The sequence below is a fragment of the Amycolatopsis sp. TRM77291 genome (assembly GCF_054166285.1).
The window spans coordinates 5,138,603-5,155,411 of record NZ_JBSZHF010000001.1; the positions used below are offsets into that span (position 1 = coordinate 5,138,603).

A 16,809-nucleotide genomic window follows, 5' to 3' on the forward strand; every position below is an offset into this window, starting at 1 on the left:
TCCGGCCGTGGATCACCGCTTCGTTGTCCGCCTCGTACAAGACGGCCTCACCGTTCACCACGATCTTCACCGGGGTGAACCGGGACATCGGGAACGCGCCTAGCTGCCCGATTCCGCGAGTGTCCCGTTCGCGGCGAAAATGGTGCCGTACAACCGGACACGGGCATCCCGTGCTTCGGGCGTGTCCGAGCGCATGGCCCCGAATTCGGTCTGTTCGATGATGAAGGCGCACGCGGACGGCGACACCGCACCTTCGACCAGGTCTCCGAGTTGCTTCGGAAGTGAGCAGCCTTCGCTCGTCTCAGCCACCGCCGTCCCGCTTCCCATCACCGTCGCACCGAGCAGAACCGCCGCCGCACCTGGTCGCCTTCGCAAGAGCGACCACGCGAAGTCGATTACCCGGCAGGTAACGCCGGGCTAGAAGGATTCGACGCAGGACGGCTCGCGGTCGGTGGCGAACGCGGCAGTCGCCCGGGAGACGGCGCCGGCGGTCCGCTCCTTGATCCGGCCCGCGGCGGCCAGTGTGCTGGGCCTGGTGCCGCCGAGGAAGATCGCGCCGAGGTCGTCCACGCCCAGTTCGAGATCCGGCGCGTCCTCCACGCGCGTCACCTCGGCGTTCCCGCCGTCGTCGGTGACGAGCCGCCAGTTCCCGGTGTTCCACGGACAGAAGGTGTCGCGCACGCCGAGCACCAGATCCACCGGAGCGCCGTAGCGGCGGGTGACTAGGCCGCGGTCGACGTCGACGAGCCGGAGCCACAAGGAGTCACCGGCGGACCGGGTCATGGCACGAGGATTGGCGAGCAGATGGACGAGCGGCTCGTCGAGGGCGGTGAACCCTTCCACCGTGACGACCAGGTCGTAGTCGAGCAGGAAGCGATACAACGTCGCGTACGCCTCCGGAGTGGTCGCGACCAGTTCTTGGACGGTCAGGATCCCTCGCGGGCCTTCTTCGTTCCAGTCGTTCTTCAGCCGGTAGATCACGTAGCCGTCCGGGAGGACGGCGAACTTCAGCGCGGTCGCGCCGTGACGGCGGTACTCCGGGTCGTCGAGTACGAATTCCCAGGTCGACTCGGGCCGGTCGAGTGCGCCGACCCGTTGTGGCGCTTCCTTTTCGTAGATCGCCTTGATCAGCGGGATCGCCTGTTTCCGCCCGATTTCGCGCACTCGTTCGGCTTCGAGCTCGACGCCGGGCCGGAACGCGGACTTGGCCCGCACCTTCGCGCGGTGGAACTGCGCCGCGAGGCCGTACCCGAAACGGGGGTAGATCACCGCTTCCGACGCCCACAACGCGGCGATCGGTTCGCCGCCGTCTTCGTGCAGGCCGTGCAGTTGCGCCCGCATGACCCGGGTGAGCACGCCCCGCCTGCGGTGGCCCGGCGCGACGGCGACCGACGTCACCGCGGCGAACGGCGTCTGCCCGGCACCGGGAACGGTGATCCCGCGGGTGAGCAGTTCCCCCGCCCCGATGAGGTCGTCGCCGTCGAACACGCCGTGCGTGCGGTCCGGCTCGAACACCAGCCGTTCGCGGTGTTTCAAACCTTCCGTCGGGTCGGTCAGGAAGGCGCTCGCGAGCAGTTCCGCGAACGCGGGCAGGTCGTCGGTGGTCAGAGTGCGGAGGGTCAAGCCGTCATCGCTCACCCTGTCGTCCTACGCCTGTTCACCGGCGACCGCCACGCATTAAGGAGGGGTCATCAGGGCCGCGGCCCGATCACCTCACCCTTTTCCGTCACCTCGATGGCCATCGCGGGGCACGAATCCGCCGCGTCGAGCACCGTCTCGTCCGGCTCCACCTCGCCCATGACCACGGTCGCCGTGGCGCCGTCGAGGACGAAGACCTCCGGCTTCAGCGCGGCGCACATCCCCGAGCCGATGCACGTGTCGCCATCGACGTCGACTTTCCAGCTCATGCTCACCATCCGATCGGCATGGAGCGGGGCCCCCGCACCAGCATCTGCGTCTTCCACACGATATCGCCGTCGAGGCGCAGCCCGGGGAGATCGCGTAGCAGCGCCCGCAGAGCCTCCTGCAGTTCGAGCCTCGCCAGCGGGGCGCCGAGGCAGTGGTGCACGCCGTGACCGAAACCGAGGTGGGGGTTGGATTCCCGGTCGAATTCGAGGGTTTCCGCCGAGGTGAACTGGAGCCCGTCCCGGTTCGCGGCGCCGATCGCGACCATCACCGGCTCGCCCTCCTTCACGAGCACGTCACCCACCTGGATGTCTTCGGTGGCGTAGCGGGCGAACCCGGCCCCGGCACCCAGAGGGATGAACCGGAGCAGTTCCTCGACCGCGGCCGGGATCAGGTCCAGGTCCGCGCGGAGGCGGGCGAGCTGCTCCGGCTGTTCGAGCAGCGCGTAGACGAAGTTGGGGATCTGGCTGGCGGTGGTCTCGTGGCCGGCGATCAGGATGCCGATGCACATGTCGACCAGTTCCAGCTCGCTCAGCCGGTCACGGAGGTCGCGCGCCTCGATCAGCGCGGTCATCAGGTCGTCCTGGGGCTCGGCGCGATGCTGCTCGACGAGCACGTGCATGTACGCCCGCAGCTCGTCCTGGTTGGCCATCATCTCTTCGGTGGTCAGCGGGCTGGTCGACAGCGCGGCGTCGCTCCACACGCGGAACTTCGGCCGGTCCTCGACCGGGACGCCGAGCAGCTCGCAGATCACCGCGACCGGGATCGGCAGCGCGTAGTCCTCGACCAGGTCGGCGGGCTGCCCCTTGGCCTTCATGTCCCGGATCAGGCCCGCCGCCAGTTCGGCGACGCGCGGCCGCAGCAGTTCGACGCGGCGCATGGTGAACGCCTTCGCGACCAGCGTGCGCAGCCGGGTGTGATCCGGCGGGTCCATGCTCAGGATCCCGCCGGGCCGCCTGCCCGGCGCCATCCGCGGCTCGTCCCGTTCCGTGGCCATCGCACGGGAGAAGCGCCGGTCGCCCAGTACCAGACGCGCGTCGGCGTACCGCACGGCGAGCCACGCCGGCTCGCCGTGCGGAAGACGGACGCGGAGCATGCCCTTGGTCTCGCGGGCCGCCGCGTACGCCTCGTTGAGTTCGAGCCCGGCGTCCTCGTTGAAGGGATAGGCGACGAATTCGGTGTCAGTGGTGGTCATTTGTCCGGAAACCCCCCGGCTCGGCGGTTTGTAAGCAACTGCTTACAACGCTAACCATGATCACGCTGAGCGTCAATGCGCCTACCGTGCGACGTCCGGCTAGCCTTTGGCGATGACGGAAGAACCGCAGGTCCGCAAGCGTGACGCGGCCGCGACCAGGGCGGCCCTGCTCGACGCGGCGGCGGCTCTCTTCGCCGAACGCGGTTTCGACCGGACGACCGTGCGCGACATCGCGAAACTCGCCGGGGTCAATCAGGCCTTGCTTTTCCGCTACTTCGGTTCGAAGGACGCGCTGTTCGAGGAGGTCCTGGCGCGCGGCGGACGCGAGCAGATCGCCACCACCCCGCCGGGCGAACTGCTCGGGACGGCGTTGCGCAGCATGCTGGAGTCCGACACCGGCCGTGACCGCACCCTCGACGCGTACCTCCGCTCGACGGGTCACGACAGCGCCGCCGCCGCGGTCCGGCGGCAGCTCGGCGAGGAGTACGCGAAGGTACTCGCCACGCTGACCGACGCCGACGACGCGGACCTGCGGGCCGACCTCGTCCTCGCCTGGCTGCTCGGGATCGGCCTGGTCCGCGACATCACCGGTAAGGAACCGCTGGCCAGCGCGGATCCCGACGACGTCTGCCGTCTGGTGCTCGGTGCGGCGCGGACGCTGCTGGAGCGCAGCGGGTAATTCCGTCGCCGCCCACGGCGCGCTGCTCTACGGTCGTGCCGTGACCCCGTTCCCGCCCGCCGGCACCGAAGCCGAGTTCGACGCGCTGACCAGGCAAGACCTCCTTCCGGCGGTGACGTCGCTGGGCCTTGGCGAAGCCGTCCCGTTCACCGAAGGCTCGCTCCCGGTCTACGCCGTCGGCGAAGATCTGGTGCTCAAACTGTTCCCGCCGGTCCATCTCGACGAACTCCCGACCGAGCGGACGATGCTCGAGGTCCTGCACGGGAAACTGCCGATCCCGACCCCCGCCGTGCACGACGTCGGCGAACGGGACGGCTGGGGCTACGTGCTGATGGAGCGCCTGCGCGGCGAAACGCTGAAGGACGCCTGGCCGAAACTGTCCACAGAGGACAAACACCGGCTCGCCCCCGAACTCGGCGAGGCGCTGGCCGCCCTGCATTCGCTGCGCGATCCACGGCTCGACGTCCTCGAACCGCCGGACTGGGCCGCGTTCGTCGCCGGGCAGCGCGCGAAGGTCGTCGAGCACCATCGCCGGACCGGGCTCGACGAGTCCTGGATCAGCCAGATTCCGGCTTTCCTCGACTCGGTCGACCTGGGCAGCCCGCCCGTCGTCCCGCTGCACACCGAATTCATGCGCGATCACCTCATGGTCGCCCACGACGGCGAACGCCCGCGGCTCACCGGGCTCTTCGATTTCGAACCGGCGATGCGGGGTGCGGCCGAGTACGACTTCGTCGCCGTCGGTCTGTTCGTTTCGGGCGGGGACAAGGATTTCCTGCGCCGATTGCTGGCCGGATACGGTGCCGAGCCGGACGAAGCGTTCTCCCGGCGTTGCCTGGCATACGCGCTGCTGCACGTCTACTCCAACTTCACCTGGTATCTCAGGGTCCTTCCCGCGCCGGACGAACCGACACTGGAGAGCCTCGGCCGGGCTTGGTGGTAGCCCAGGTCACCGGCACGGCTTCCGGGCCGCGGATCGAAAGCGGCGGACGCCAGACGATGGCCGAAGCGGGGACCGCGAGATCCAGGCCCGGCAACCCGTCGAGCAGGGTCCGGAACGCGATCTCCCCTTCGAGCCGGGCGAGTGCCGCGCCGAGGCAGAAGTGGAGGCCGTGCCCGAAGCCGAGCTGCGGCGCGTTCCGGCGCCGGATGTCGAACCGCGACGCACCGGGGAAGGCGGCTTCGTCGCGGTTCGCCGCTCCGGTGTGCGCCAGCACCGCCTCGCCGCGCCGGACCACGCCGGCGCTCAGCTCGACGTCCTCCAGCGCGAGCCGGAGCAGTGACGCGTCGGCGGGCCCGTCGAACCGCATGATCTCCTCGACGGCCCCCTCCGTCAGGTTCGGATCCGAGCGCAGCTCCGCTAGCTGGTCCGGATGCCCAGCCAGCAGCACGATCCCGGTCGCGATGAGGCTGACCGTGGTCTCGTGCCCGGCGAGCAGGAGCTGGGTGGCCAGATCGATCAACTCGGCCTCGGTGAGCCGATCGCCGTCCTCGTCGCGAGCGTGCACGAGGACGCTCAGCAGGTCCTCCCCCGGCGTCACCCGTTTGACGGCGACGAGTGCCGCCATGTCGTCCGCACCGTCACGCCGGGCCTGCGCCACTTCCGCCGGGGTGTACGCCATCGGCGTGACGATCACGCGCGACCACTGGCGAAACCGTTCCCTGCCTTCGTAAGGGACGCCGAGGATCTCGCACATGACCGCGGTGGGCAGCGGGAAGGCGAACATCTCCACCAGGTCCACCGGCGGGTCGTGCTCGATCATCGCCCGCAGCAGCGTGTCCGCGATCTCCTGGATCCGCGGCCGCAGCCCGGCGATGCGGCGGACGGTGAAGGCCTGCGCGGTCAGCTTCCGCAGCCGCGTGTGATCCGGCGGGTCCATGTTGAGGATGCTGTGCTCGCCGGTGGAGAAGTCGCCGGGTTCGATGAGGCACGGCGCGCCCGGCGCGAGCAGGTTCCGGGAGAACCGCGTGTCCGAGAAGATCAGGCGGACGTCTTCGTACCGGGTCACCAGCCAGCCTTCGCAGCCGCTGGGGAAGACGACCCGGGACATCGGCGGATATTCGGCGTAGATCGCGCCCATCGGGGTCGCGGGGTGGTCCTTCGCCGCGGGATACGTGGCTGTCATGGAGCATGATGATGAGCGGCGGCCGTCGCGGCCGGAAGGATCCGGCCGGTCACCCGCCCGAAGAGCCGAAGATCCTTATCACCGGGTGATAATCCCGCGCAGGAACTCCGGAAGTACGCCGGACGGGACGAGCGGCTAAGGCAGCGCGCGCCTCAACAGCTCGGCAAGGTGCAGCGCCCGCCGTCCGTCGAGCTGCTCGATCTGCGTCCGGCAGCTGAAGCCGTCCGCGACCACCTCGGTGCCCTCGGCCGCGGCACGGATCGCGGGCAGCATGCGGTCTTCGGCGCAGGCGACGGAAACGTCGTAGTGCCCGCGTTCGAAACCGAAGTTCCCCGCCAGTCCACAGCAGCCCGAGTCCATTGTGGAATTGCGGATACCGGCGGCGCGCATCGCGGCCTCGTCGGCGCCGAAGCCGAGCACCGCGTGCTGGTGACAGTGCACCTGGCTGAGCGTCTCGACGTCCAGTGACCGGAATTCGAGCGGCGAACTTTCGACGAGTTCGGCGAAGGTCCTGGTCCGTTCGGCGAGCAGTTCCGCGACCGGGTCGCCAGGCAGGAGCGCGGGGAGATCGCCACGGAACAGCGCCGTGCAGCTCGGCTCCAGACCGGCGACCTGATATCCCGCACGCAGGTACGGTTCGAGGACGGAAAGCGTGCGGCGCAACACGTTCTTGGCCACGTCGAGCTGTCCGGTGGACACCCACGTCAGCCCGCAGCAGACGCCGCGATCGGGCAGGACGACGTCGTAACCGGCGGCGGTGAGCACCTCGGCCGCGGCGTCGAGGACGTCCGGCGTGAGGTAGTTGTTGAAGGAGTCGGGCCACAGCACCACGCGCCGCGAGCCGGTCGCCCAACGCTTGAGATCCTTACGGCGCCGCGTGAACGGAGCTGTGGCGAAGGTCGGCAGCTCCCGTTCCGGCGCGATCCCGCCGAACTTCTTCAACAGCCCGGAAAACCGGCGCGACATCGTGTTCGCCAGCCGGGGCGCGACCGACGCCGCGCGCAGCCACAACGGCAGCCAGCCCATCGAGTAGTGCGACGCCGGGCGCAGCCGCCCCTTGTGGTGCTGGTGCAGGAATTCCGCCTTGTACGTCGCCATGTCGACGTCGACCGGGCAATCGGACAGGCATCCCTTGCACGACAGGCAGAGATCCAGCGCCTCGGCGACCTCCTCCGAGCGCCAGCCGTCGGTGATCAGTTCGCCGTTCACCATTTCGGCGAGCAGATGCGCACGTCCCCGCGTCGAGTGCTTTTCCTCGCGCGTGGCGCGGTAGCTCGGGCACATCACGCCGGCTCCGGTGGTGTTGCGGCATTTCCCGACGCCGACGCAGCGCCGCATCGCCTGCCCGAAACTCCCCCTGTCCTCCGGGTACGCGAGCGCGGTGACGTCTTCGAGGTCCAGCGGCGCGCGCCGGACGCGGAGATCGGCGTCGACCGGCCTGGGGTTCACCAGGATGCCGGGGTTCATCATGCCCGCCGGATCGAAGATCCCCTTGAACCGCGCGAAAAGCGTGAGGATTTCGGGGCTGTACATCCGGGTCAGCAGCTCCGAGCGGGCCTGCCCGTCGCCGTGTTCCCCGGACAGCGAGCCGCCGTGCGCGGCGACCAGGTCCGCCGCCTCTTCGAGGAACGACCGGAACCCGGCGATCCCTCGCGGCGACAGCAGGTCGAAGTCCAGCCGCAGGTGCAGGCAGCCCTCGCCGTAGTGGCCGTAGACGACGCTCTTGCGCCCGTGCTCGCGCATGAGCTGCTTGAACTCCCGCAGGTAAGCGCCCAAACGCTCGGGCGGGACGGCCGCGTCCTCCCAGCCCGGCCAGGCCTCTTCGCCCCCGGCGAGCCGGGTCGCGAGACCGGCGCCCTCCTCCCGGATCCGCCACAGCCGCTTCTGCGCGGCCGCGTCGTCCAGCAGCGCTGATCCGGTCAGCGCGCCGCGGAGCCCGTCGATCAGCCCGCGCGCCTTGTCCGGATCGGCCATCTCGACGAACAACCAAGCGCCGCCCGGGGGAAGCCCGTCGGCGCGGCCTGGCTCGAGCAGGGCGACGAGGTCCGCGTCGACGCCCTCGACGGTCAGCGGCGACCACGGCAGGATCGCCGGGACCGCGTCGGCCGCGGCGATGTCGGACTCGAAGCCGAGCACCGCGAGCACCTTGCGCTTCGGCACCTCGGCCAGGGAAACCGTCGCCTCCAGCACGGTGACGCAGGTGCCCTCGCTGCCGACCAGCGCCTTGGCGACGTCGAAACCGTTCTCCGGCAACAGGTGCTCCAGCCCGTAGCCGGACACCCGCCTGCTGAACGAGGACAGCTCCGTCCGCAGCAGCGCCAGGTTGTCGTGGACGAGCGCGCGCAGTTCCGTGAAGACCCGGCCTTCGGTCCCGGGCCTGGCCGCCCGCGCGTCCACTTCGGACGGCGGGGTCGGCCCGACGGTGAGCCGGGTACCGTCGTAGAGCAGCACGTCCAGCTCCCGGACGACGTCGACCGTGCGGCCCCAGGCCACCGAATGCGAGCCGCAGGCGTTGTTGCCGATCATCCCGCCGATCGTGCAGCGCGAATGCGTCGACGGATCGGGGCCGAACCGGAGGCCGTGCGGCGCGGCGAGGCGCTGAAGGTCGTCGAGGACGGTCCCCGGGGCGACCCTCGCCGTGCGGGCCGCCGGATCGAGGCCGAGGACCCCACCGAAGTGGCGTGACGTGTCGATCACGACGCCCGGCCCGCACGAGTTGCCCGCGACGCTGGTGCCGCCGCCACGGGCGATCACCGGCAGCCCGGCCTCACGGCAGGCGGCGACGGCCGCGATCACCTCGTCGACGTCCCGCGGCAGCACCACGCCCTTCGGCACGTGCCGGTAGTTGGAGGCGTCGGTCGTGTACAGCGCCAGTGTCGCGGCGTCGGCCAGGATCTCCACGGGTCCATTCAAGACAACCGCGGACGAGAACGCATCGGTGAACCTCTCCGGACGGGTGTGTCGGAAACCACGTCCGATATGCGATCGTGAGCGCGTGACGGCGAGACGGCACGCCGCTGAAGACCTCGCCGCCGAGCACAGCGCGGTGCTCGGCGGGCTTCTTCGCGAGCGCGAGGAGTTGCTGGCCACCCTCGACCGGGTCGCCGCGCTCAACGGCACCGCGCGCCTGATCCGCGAGTCCATCGGCACGCATTCCGGCTTCGTCGCCGAGCTGACCGGGCCCGAACAGGCGGTGATCCGCTGGATGTCGGGCACCCGCACGGACGCGCTGCAGGACCTCGCCGTGCCCATCGGCCAGGGCATCGGCGGGCGGGTGCTCGCGCTGGGCAAGCCGGTGCGGGTCAACGACTACGTCAACTCGCCGAGCATCACCCACCAGTTCGACGCGCAGGTGCGTGGCGAGGGCCTCGCCGCGATGATCGCCGTCCCGATCGTCAGCGGGACGGAGACCGTCGCCATCGCGTACGCCGCCATGCGGGAGCGGCGCGACTTCGGCGACGACGCGGTCCAGTCCCTCGAAGACATCGCCACCGAGGCCGGCCGGGCGCTGAAACTGGCGTCGGTCGCCGAAGCCGACCGTGAGACCGCGCTGTCCTCCGAGCGGCTCCGCATGCAGAGCGCGCTGCACGATTCGGTCGGCGCGCTGCTGTTCTCCATCGGCGTCCAGGTCCGTAACCTGCACGAGGACATCAGCGACAACCCGGCGCTCGAATCACGGCTGCGGCGGCTCGAAGGCGACGTCTCGGCCGCGTCGAGGGCACTGCGCGAGTCGTTGCTGGCGTTGTCGGAGTCGAGCCCGGAACGCGCGCTGCCGGTGGAGCTGGCCGAGCACTGCCGCTCGTTCCATGCGCGCTGCGGCGTCCCGGCGCGCTTCGTCCAGCTCGCCCCGGTGCCCAGGCTGGACGCCGAACGCACCGGCCTGCTGGTGGCGGCCGTCCGGGAAGGCCTGCTCAACGTGGAGAAACACGCGGACGCGCTGTCCGTCGTGGTCAGCCTGCTGCCCAGCGACGACGGCGTGCAGGTGGTCGTCGCCGACGACGGGACCGGGCATCGCTCCGGGGACGAAGAGCCAGAGCCGGGGACCGGGATGGGGCTGCGCGCGCTGGCCGAACGCGCCGCGCGGCTCGGCGGCCGGGTCAGCCTGGTCCGCGACGAGGACGACGGCTGCACGCTGCGCGCATGGGTGCCGGAACCGTGCCGTCGCCGGTGACGGTACTCGTCGTGGACGACCATCCGGTGGTCCGCGACGGGGTGAGCCTGCTGCTGCGCTACGACCCGGCGATGACCGTGGTCGGCTCGGCCGAGACCGGCCGGGCCGCGATCCGGCGGGCGGGTGAACTGAAACCGACGCTGATCCTGCTGGACCTGCGGCTGCCGGACATGCTCGCGCCCGAGGTCATCGCCGAACTCCGGCGTGTTCACCCGGCCGGGCGGATCGTGGTGTTCACCGCGCACGGCGACCATCAGGGCGTCCGGGCCGCGCTGGACTCCGGGGCGCACGGCTGCCTGCTCAAGGACGTCGCCGGGACGGATCTCGTGGCGGCGCTGCGGCAGGTGCTCAAGGGTGAGCGCGTCGTCGATCCGCGGATCTTCCCCGATGACGGCCAGCGATCCGACGCGCTGGCCCGCAGTGGCCTGACGCGGCGCGAGTACGAGGTTTTACGACTCGCGGCTCAGGGTCAGACGAATCCGGAGATCGCGGAATCGACGGGCCTGGCGCGGAACACGGTGAAGACCTATCTGCAGTCCGCGCTGCACAAACTCGGCGCCCGGAACCGCGTCGAGGCCATCGGCAAGGCCTCCGAAGCCGGCCTCCTCTGACGCGTTTCGTCCTCTGGATGCGGTAGTTGCGTGTGCAAGTACCGCATCCAGAGGACTAAATGCGCTGTGTCCGTTTTGTAGCCGTCTGGGTCTCCAGGTGGGGGTAACGCGGCGGAGGGTGCCAACGCAGGATGACCGCCACCGATCGTGACTCGGGTCACACGGATGGAGGAGGCGGCTTGCTGAGTGTCCGTGATCTTCAAGTGCGGTACGGCCGATCGGTGGCCGCACTGCACGGGGTCGACCTCGACGTTTCACCCGATGGAGTACTGGCCGTCCTCGGCAGCAACGGTGCCGGGAAGTCGACCCTGCTCCGCACCGTGTCGGGCACGCTGTGTATGCACCGCGGCTCGGTTTCCGCCGGCGAGGTGCGCTACGACGGCAAACCACTGACCAAAATGGACCCCGCCCGCATCGTCGGTCTCGGTGTGGTCGGCGTCCCCGAGGGCCGCCAGGTCTTCGCGCGGATGACGGTCGAGGAGAACCTGCGCGCGGGCGGGATCGGCGCCCGCTCCCCCGAACAGCGCGCGGCCGCCCGCAAACGCGTCGACGAGCTCTTCCCGGTCCTGTCCGAACGGGCCAAACAGCGCGCGGGCCTGCTCTCCGGCGGTGAGCAGCAGATGTTGGCGATCGGCCGCGCGCTGATGTCCGGCCCGCGGCTCCTCCTGCTCGACGAACCCTCACTCGGGCTCGCGCCGAAGATCGTCGAGCGGATCGGCGACATCATCCGCGAGATCCACGAACAGGGCACCGCCGTGGTGCTGGTCGAGCAGAACGCCGTGATGGCGTTGCGCGTCGCCGATCACGCGATCGTCCTGGAGGTGGGCCGGGTCGCGCTCGCCGGGACGACGGCCGAACTCGCGGCGAGCGAGGAGGTCCAGCGGCTCTACCTCGGCGGCCACGCCGAATCGCAGGCCACCGCCGAGGCCGAAGCCGCCGACGCCCGCAAGCAGCTCGCGGGCCGGAGCCTGTCGAGGTGGGCCGGATGACGCCGCTCGAACTGCACGTCGAGAACGTCACCCTGCGCTTCGGCGGGATCAGGGCACTCGACGACGTCTCCTTCACCGTCGGTTCCGGCTCGCTGCACGCGCTCATCGGTCCGAACGGCGCCGGGAAGTCCAGCTGCTTCAACGTGATCAGCGGGCTGTACCGGGCGAACACCGGCCGGGTCCGACTCGGCGACGCGGTCCTTTCCGGACTCCCGCCGCACCGGCTGGCGGGCCTCGGCGTCGGCCGGTCGTTCCAGAACGCCGCCCTCTCCCCCGGCTCGACCGTGCTCGACAACGTCATGCTCGGACGGCACGCGCTGACCAAGGGCGGCTTCCTCGCCTGCGGGCTCCGGCTGCCGTGGACGGTCCGCGCCGAACGGCGGCATTCCGCGCGGGTGCGGGAGATCTGCGATTTCCTCGGCATCGGCGCACTGGTGGATCTCCCGGTCGGCGCGCTGCCCTACGGCGCCGTGAAACGGGTCGACCTCGCCCGCGCGCTCGCCGTCGAGCCGGTCCTGCTGCTGCTCGACGAACCCGCGGCGGGCATGAACGCGACCGAGACCGCCGAACTCGCCGGGACGATCCGCGACGTCCGCGACGAGCTCGGTATCTCGATCCTGCTGGTGGAACACGACATGGGACTGGTGATGGGCATCGCGGACCGGGTCACCGTCCTAGACTTCGGCAGGCGGATCGCCGACGGCACACCGGCCGAGGTCCAGTCGGATCCGGACGTGATCAAGGCATATCTCGGCACGGAGGCCACGGCGTGAACACTTTCCTGCAACTCGTGGTCAACGGACTCGGCAAGGGCGCGGTGTTCGCGTTGCTGGCGCTGGGTTTCGTGATCATCTTCAAGGCCACCGAAGTGGTCAACTTCGCGCACGGCTCGCTTGTCCTCTTCGGTGGCTACCTGGTCGTCGTGACCCGGGAATCGCTCGGCTGGATGGGCGCCTCACTGGTCGGCATCGTCTCGGCCGGTCTGCTCGCCCTCCTGCTGGAACGGTTCCTGCTGTCCCGCTCGCGGCACGCGGACGCGAACAGCCTGGCGTTGCTGACGATCGGCGTCGACGTGATCATCACCGAGGAGATCGTGCGACGGCTCGGTGTCACGCTGCCGTTCCTCGGCGACGCCTGGGACGCGCAGCCGTTCCAGCTCGGCGGGATCACCCTGTTCCGCACGCATCTGGTGGCACTGGTCGTCGCCGCCGTGCTGATCACCGCGTTCACCTTGGCGTTCAAGTACTCGAACTGGGGCGTCGCGATGCGGGCCCAGGCCGAGAACCGCGAAGCCGCCGCGCTGATGGGGATCCGCAGTTCCCGGGTGACGGCGACGGCATGGGTGGTCGCCGGCGTGCTCGCCGGGGTCGCGGTCCTCTTCATCGCCACGCAGGACTTCTCCGGCGCGGGACTGTCCCGCGGCACGCACTCCATCGCGCTCGCGGCGTTCCCCGCGGCCATCCTCGGCGGGCTGGACTCGACGGCGGGCGCGGTGGTGGGCGGCCTGGTCGTCGGGCTGGTCGAGGCACTGTCCGCGCAGTACGTGTCGTTCGACTTCTCCAAGAGCGCGGTCTTCCTGGTGATGCTCGTGGTCCTGGTGGTGCGGCCGTCGGGGTTGTTCGGGACAAGGGAGAGCACACGTGTCTGACACCGCCGTGAAAGCCCCGCCCGCCGCCCCGACGGCGCCGCCTCCGAAACGCGATCGGGGACGGCTGCTGAAGGCGCTGGCCTGGATCGCGCTGCTCGTCGTCCTGCTCGCGATCCCGTTGTACCTCGACGCCGCCTGGCTGAAGGCCGGGCAGTACATGATGATCGGCGGGGTCGGCGCGATCGGGCTGACCATGCTGGTCGGGCAGGCCGGGCAGTTGTCCCTGGCGCACGCGTTCTTCCTGCTGGCGGGCGCGACCGGGTACACCGTCCTTTCCGGACCGGTCGACGACGAGCGCGTGTTCGGCCTCGGCCTCGATCCCGGTCTTTCGCTGGTCGGCGCGGTGGTCATCGCCGCGCTGCTGGGGCTGGCGTTCGCGCCGGTTTCCGGACGGCTACGCGGGATCTACCTCGGTGTCGCGTCGCTTTCGCTGGTCTTCCTCGGGCTCTACTTCGGACAGTCGGCCGAGACGCTGACCGGCGGGACCTCGACCGGGCGCAGCCCCGAACCGTTCTCGCTGTTCGGTTTCCCGTTCACCAACGACGGCCCCGAAATCGAACTGATGGGCGTGCCGATCCGGCAGGCGGAACGGCTCTGGTACCTGTTCCTGCTGCTGACCGTGCTCGCGTTCGTGGTCGCCAAGGCGGCGGTGCGCAGCCGGGTCGGCCGGTCGTGGCGCGCGGTGCGGGACAACGAGGCCGCCGCGTCCGTGATGGGCGTCAGCGTCACGCGCGCCAAGGCCGGCGCGTTCGCCGTCTCGTCGGCGTACGCGGGGCTCGCGGGCGCGATGACCGTGCTGTGGTTCGACATCCTCAAACCCGACGAGAGCGAATTCGGCACGTACGGCATCAACATCTCCATCGCCTTCCTGGCCATGGTGATCATCGGGGGACTCGGCTCGGTGCCCGGCGCGCTCGTGGGCGCGCTGATCGTCAACGGGCTGCCGCAGGTGCTTTCGCTGTACTCCGCCGATCTCGGCTGGTTCTCCGGAACCGGCGACGGCGCACTGACCCCGATCCTGGTCAGCTCGTTCGTCTACGGCGCCGCGATCATCCTCGTGGTGCTCTTCGAACCGGGCGGGCTCGCCGCGATCGGCCGCCGCATCACGTCAGCAAGGAAACCTCATCTCCCGGAGGAGCAAGACAAATGAAGCGCACATATCCGGCCGTCGCGCTGGCGGCGGTCCTCGCCCTCTCGGCGTGCAGCACGAAGGCGGGCGACTCGGGGTCCTCGGGGGCGGACGGTTCGGGCGTCAAGACCGACAAAGGCGTGACGGCGTCGGAGATCACCCTCGGCGTGATGACCGACAAGACCGGGGTGTTCAAGAACCTCGGGCTCGGTATCACTCAGGGGAACGAGTTGTGGGCCAAGGACTTCAACGCCGCGGGCGGGGCCTGCGGCCGTCAGGTCAAACTGGAGACCGTCGACCACGGCTACAAGGCGGACACGGCGAAGACGCTGTATCCGCAGATCGAGCCGAAGGTCCTCGGCTTCGTGCAGTTGCTCGGCTCGCCCGTGGTGGCCGCGCTGAAGCAGAACATCGCGTCGGACAAGACCGTCGCCGCGCCCGCGTCCTGGTCTTCGGAACTGCTCGACAACCAGTACGTGATGATCGTCGGGACGACGTACGATCTGGAGATCATCGACGGGCTGTCGTACTTCCAGGAACAGGGCCTGGTGAAGGACGGCGACACGATCGGGCACGTCTACATCGACGGCGAATACGGCAAGAACGGCCTGCGCGGCTCGCAGTTCTACGCGAAGAAGCACAATCTGACGGTCAAGGAGGTCAAGGTGACCTCCACGGACAACGACCTCACCAACATCGTCACCGGGCTCAAGGGCGACGGCGTCAAGGCCATCGTCCTGACCACCACGCCCGCCCAGACCGGTTCGGCCCTCGCGGCGAACAAGGCGCTCGGCCTGAACGTCCCCGTGCTCGGCAACAACCCCGTGTTCGATCCAGTGCTGCTGAAGAGCCCGGCGGCGAACGCGCTGGACAAGCTGACGATCGTCGCCAGCAGCGTGCCGTTCTCCGCCGACATCCCCAAGGCCAAGGACGTCGCGACGAAGTACAAGGCGGCATACAAGGAGACCCCGAACGGCGGGATCCCCTACGGCTACGCGGTCGGCGAGGTCTGGGGAACGGTGCTCAAGAAGGCCTGCGAGAACAAGGACCTCACGCGGGACGGCATCGCCGCGGCGCTGAAGCAGACGACGTCCGCGAGCACGGGTGATCTGGTGGCGGCGCTGGACTTCTCGAAGGCGGGCACCCCGGCGACACGCCAGGTGTACGCGGCGACACCGGACGCGTCGGCCGAGGGCGGGGTCCGCTACGTCAAGCCGCTGTTCGAGGCTCCCGAGGCGAAGGAGTACGTGGCTCCGCACCAGAAGTGAGTCTCGCTTCGGCGAGCGCGTCCGCTTCGGCCAACGGCGTGGTGCCGTTGGCCGAAGCGGCGTCGAGAATCCTTTGTGTGGTGTCCTCCAGCGTTTCGACGCGGGCGATCGCCTGTTCGTGCGTGAGGTTTTGGGCTTCCCTGCCGAGCGTGTAGACGACTCCCCCGGCGCTCGCGACGAAATCCGGGATCCACAGAACTCCCCGGGCGGAAAGCTCGTCGGCCACGGTGTCGTCGGTGAGCTGGTTGTTGGCCGGGCCGACGACCAGCGGCGCGTTGACCTCGGTCCCTGTTCCGAAGACCCCGCCGACCGCGGCCGGGATCAGGACGTCGGCCTCGATGCCGAGCACTTCCTCCGGCTGGACCACGGGCAGGCCTTGGTCGCGGGCCGCGGCGAGGCGTCGTTCGTCCACATCGGACACGACGACCTCGGCCCCCTGCTGGACCAGGTCCGTGGCCAGGTGGGCGCCGACCGAGCCGTAGCCGCTGACGACCACCTTGCGGCCTGCCATCCCGTCGTCACCGAAGACGACCCGCGCGCCGGCTCTCAAGGCGGCGAGCACGCCGACGGCGGTGGGACCGCTCGACGAACCGGTTCCACCGTGTTCCTCGGGCAGGCAGAAGACGTGAGGGGTCCGCTCACTCAGCACGAGCATGTCGTCCGGGCCGGTTCCCACGTCCGGACCGGCCAGATACGCGCCGCCGAGTGACTCGATGAGGTCGGCGTGGTCGAGCAGGATCTCGCGTCGCTGCTCGGCGGTCGGCACGGCGTCGAGCGCGACGACGCTCTTGCCGCCCCCGAAATCCAGGCCCGCGACCGCGCATTTGCGCGTCATCGCCGCGGACAGCCGCAGGACGTCGTCGATCGCGTCGTGGACGCGCGGATAGACCTTGAACCGGCAGCCGCCGACGGCCGGGCCGAGCGCGCTCGAATGCACGGCCACCATCGTGGTCACTCCGGACCTGCGTCCCCTCCGGACGACCAACTCCTGTACGGACATCTCGCTTCCTCCCACGCATTTAGTCGACTAATTGCGCTGACGCTAGGCTGATGCGCGGGGTCATAGACGGCCTGCCGAATGATATTCG

General features: G+C 69.7%; 16 protein-coding genes. 9 read left to right on the forward strand and 7 right to left on the reverse strand.

Going from position 1 to position 16,809, the window contains the following annotated elements:
* Nucleotides 1-99: 99 nt before the first annotated feature.
* The 4 genes from ACXIZN_RS23805 to ACXIZN_RS23820 all read right to left on the reverse strand — a co-directional run bounded on the left by ACXIZN_RS23805 (nucleotide 100) and on the right by ACXIZN_RS23820 (nucleotide 3,100).
* Entirely contained in the window at nucleotides 100-309 is a 210-nt protein-coding gene (locus tag ACXIZN_RS23805) for a hypothetical protein (RefSeq protein WP_457956970.1), read from the reverse strand.
* Nucleotides 310-417: 108 nt separating this feature from the next.
* The gene (locus ACXIZN_RS23810) at nucleotides 418-1,638 is read right to left on the reverse strand and encodes a GNAT family N-acetyltransferase (RefSeq protein WP_457956971.1); all 1,221 of its coding nucleotides are present in this window, start codon (nucleotides 1,636-1,638) and stop codon (nucleotides 418-420) included.
* A 53-nt stretch (nucleotides 1,639-1,691) separates the two neighbouring features.
* Nucleotides 1,692-1,907, reverse strand: a complete 216-nt coding sequence (locus ACXIZN_RS23815) for a ferredoxin (protein WP_457956972.1) — start codon at nucleotides 1,905-1,907, stop codon at nucleotides 1,692-1,694.
* A gap of 2 nt (nucleotides 1,908-1,909) precedes the next feature.
* Nucleotides 1,910-3,100 (reverse strand): cytochrome P450, encoded by a 1,191-nt coding sequence (locus ACXIZN_RS23820; protein WP_457956973.1) that lies wholly within the window; start codon nucleotides 3,098-3,100, stop codon nucleotides 1,910-1,912.
* A gap of 112 nt (nucleotides 3,101-3,212) precedes the next feature.
* Between ACXIZN_RS23820 and ACXIZN_RS23825 the strand changes: the two genes are divergently transcribed.
* Nucleotides 3,213-3,779, forward strand: a complete 567-nt coding sequence (locus ACXIZN_RS23825) for a TetR family transcriptional regulator (protein ID WP_457956974.1) — start codon at nucleotides 3,213-3,215, stop codon at nucleotides 3,777-3,779.
* A gap of 40 nt (nucleotides 3,780-3,819) precedes the next feature.
* Nucleotides 3,820-4,722, forward strand: coding sequence for a phosphotransferase (locus ACXIZN_RS23830; protein ID WP_457956975.1), 903 nt, complete (start codon nucleotides 3,820-3,822; stop codon nucleotides 4,720-4,722).
* Here ACXIZN_RS23830 and ACXIZN_RS23835 read toward each other — a convergent pair.
* Together ACXIZN_RS23835 and ACXIZN_RS23840 are read right to left on the reverse strand one after the other, a co-directional pair.
* The gene (locus ACXIZN_RS23835; RefSeq protein WP_457956976.1) at nucleotides 4,661-5,905 is read right to left on the reverse strand and encodes a cytochrome P450; all 1,245 of its coding nucleotides are present in this window, start codon (nucleotides 5,903-5,905) and stop codon (nucleotides 4,661-4,663) included. The genes ACXIZN_RS23830 and ACXIZN_RS23835 overlap by 62 nt on opposite strands.
* Nucleotides 5,906-6,040: 135 nt before the next feature.
* Nucleotides 6,041-8,806 (reverse strand): FAD-binding and (Fe-S)-binding domain-containing protein, encoded by a 2,766-nt coding sequence (locus ACXIZN_RS23840; protein WP_457956977.1) that lies wholly within the window; start codon nucleotides 8,804-8,806, stop codon nucleotides 6,041-6,043.
* Nucleotides 8,807-8,900: 94 nt separating this feature from the next.
* Here ACXIZN_RS23840 and ACXIZN_RS23845 point away from each other — a divergent pair, with 94 nt between their 5' ends.
* The 7 genes from ACXIZN_RS23845 to ACXIZN_RS23875 all read left to right on the forward strand — a co-directional run bounded on the left by ACXIZN_RS23845 (nucleotide 8,901) and on the right by ACXIZN_RS23875 (nucleotide 15,721).
* Entirely contained in the window at nucleotides 8,901-10,076 is a 1,176-nt protein-coding gene (locus ACXIZN_RS23845; RefSeq protein WP_457956978.1) for a GAF domain-containing protein, read from the forward strand.
* On the forward strand, nucleotides 10,046-10,687 hold the full coding sequence (locus ACXIZN_RS23850) for a response regulator (protein WP_457956979.1): 642 nt from the start codon (nucleotides 10,046-10,048) through the stop codon (nucleotides 10,685-10,687). Before ACXIZN_RS23845 ends, ACXIZN_RS23850 begins: the two co-directional genes overlap by 31 nt.
* Before the next feature lie 179 nt (nucleotides 10,688-10,866).
* A complete protein-coding gene (locus ACXIZN_RS23855; RefSeq protein ID WP_457956980.1) occupies nucleotides 10,867-11,676 on the forward strand; it encodes an ABC transporter ATP-binding protein in 810 nt (269 codons plus the stop codon).
* Nucleotides 11,673-12,449: an ABC transporter ATP-binding protein gene (locus ACXIZN_RS23860; RefSeq protein WP_457956981.1), complete on the forward strand. Its 777-nt coding sequence runs from the start codon at nucleotides 11,673-11,675 to the stop codon at nucleotides 12,447-12,449. Before ACXIZN_RS23855 ends, ACXIZN_RS23860 begins: the two co-directional genes overlap by 4 nt.
* Nucleotides 12,446-13,324, forward strand: a complete 879-nt coding sequence (locus tag ACXIZN_RS23865) for a branched-chain amino acid ABC transporter permease (protein WP_457956982.1) — start codon at nucleotides 12,446-12,448, stop codon at nucleotides 13,322-13,324. Before ACXIZN_RS23860 ends, ACXIZN_RS23865 begins: the two co-directional genes overlap by 4 nt.
* Entirely contained in the window at nucleotides 13,317-14,474 is a 1,158-nt protein-coding gene (locus ACXIZN_RS23870) for a branched-chain amino acid ABC transporter permease (protein WP_192746070.1), read from the forward strand. Before ACXIZN_RS23865 ends, ACXIZN_RS23870 begins: the two co-directional genes overlap by 8 nt.
* Nucleotides 14,471-15,721 (forward strand): ABC transporter substrate-binding protein, encoded by a 1,251-nt coding sequence (locus tag ACXIZN_RS23875; RefSeq protein WP_192746071.1) that lies wholly within the window; start codon nucleotides 14,471-14,473, stop codon nucleotides 15,719-15,721. The genes ACXIZN_RS23870 and ACXIZN_RS23875 overlap by 4 nt, the downstream gene beginning before the upstream one ends.
* Here the strand turns inward: ACXIZN_RS23875 and ACXIZN_RS23880 are convergent.
* Entirely contained in the window at nucleotides 15,663-16,721 is a 1,059-nt protein-coding gene (locus tag ACXIZN_RS23880; RefSeq protein ID WP_457956983.1) for a Glu/Leu/Phe/Val dehydrogenase dimerization domain-containing protein, read from the reverse strand. The genes ACXIZN_RS23875 and ACXIZN_RS23880 overlap by 59 nt on opposite strands.
* Nucleotides 16,722-16,809 lie beyond the last annotated feature (88 nt).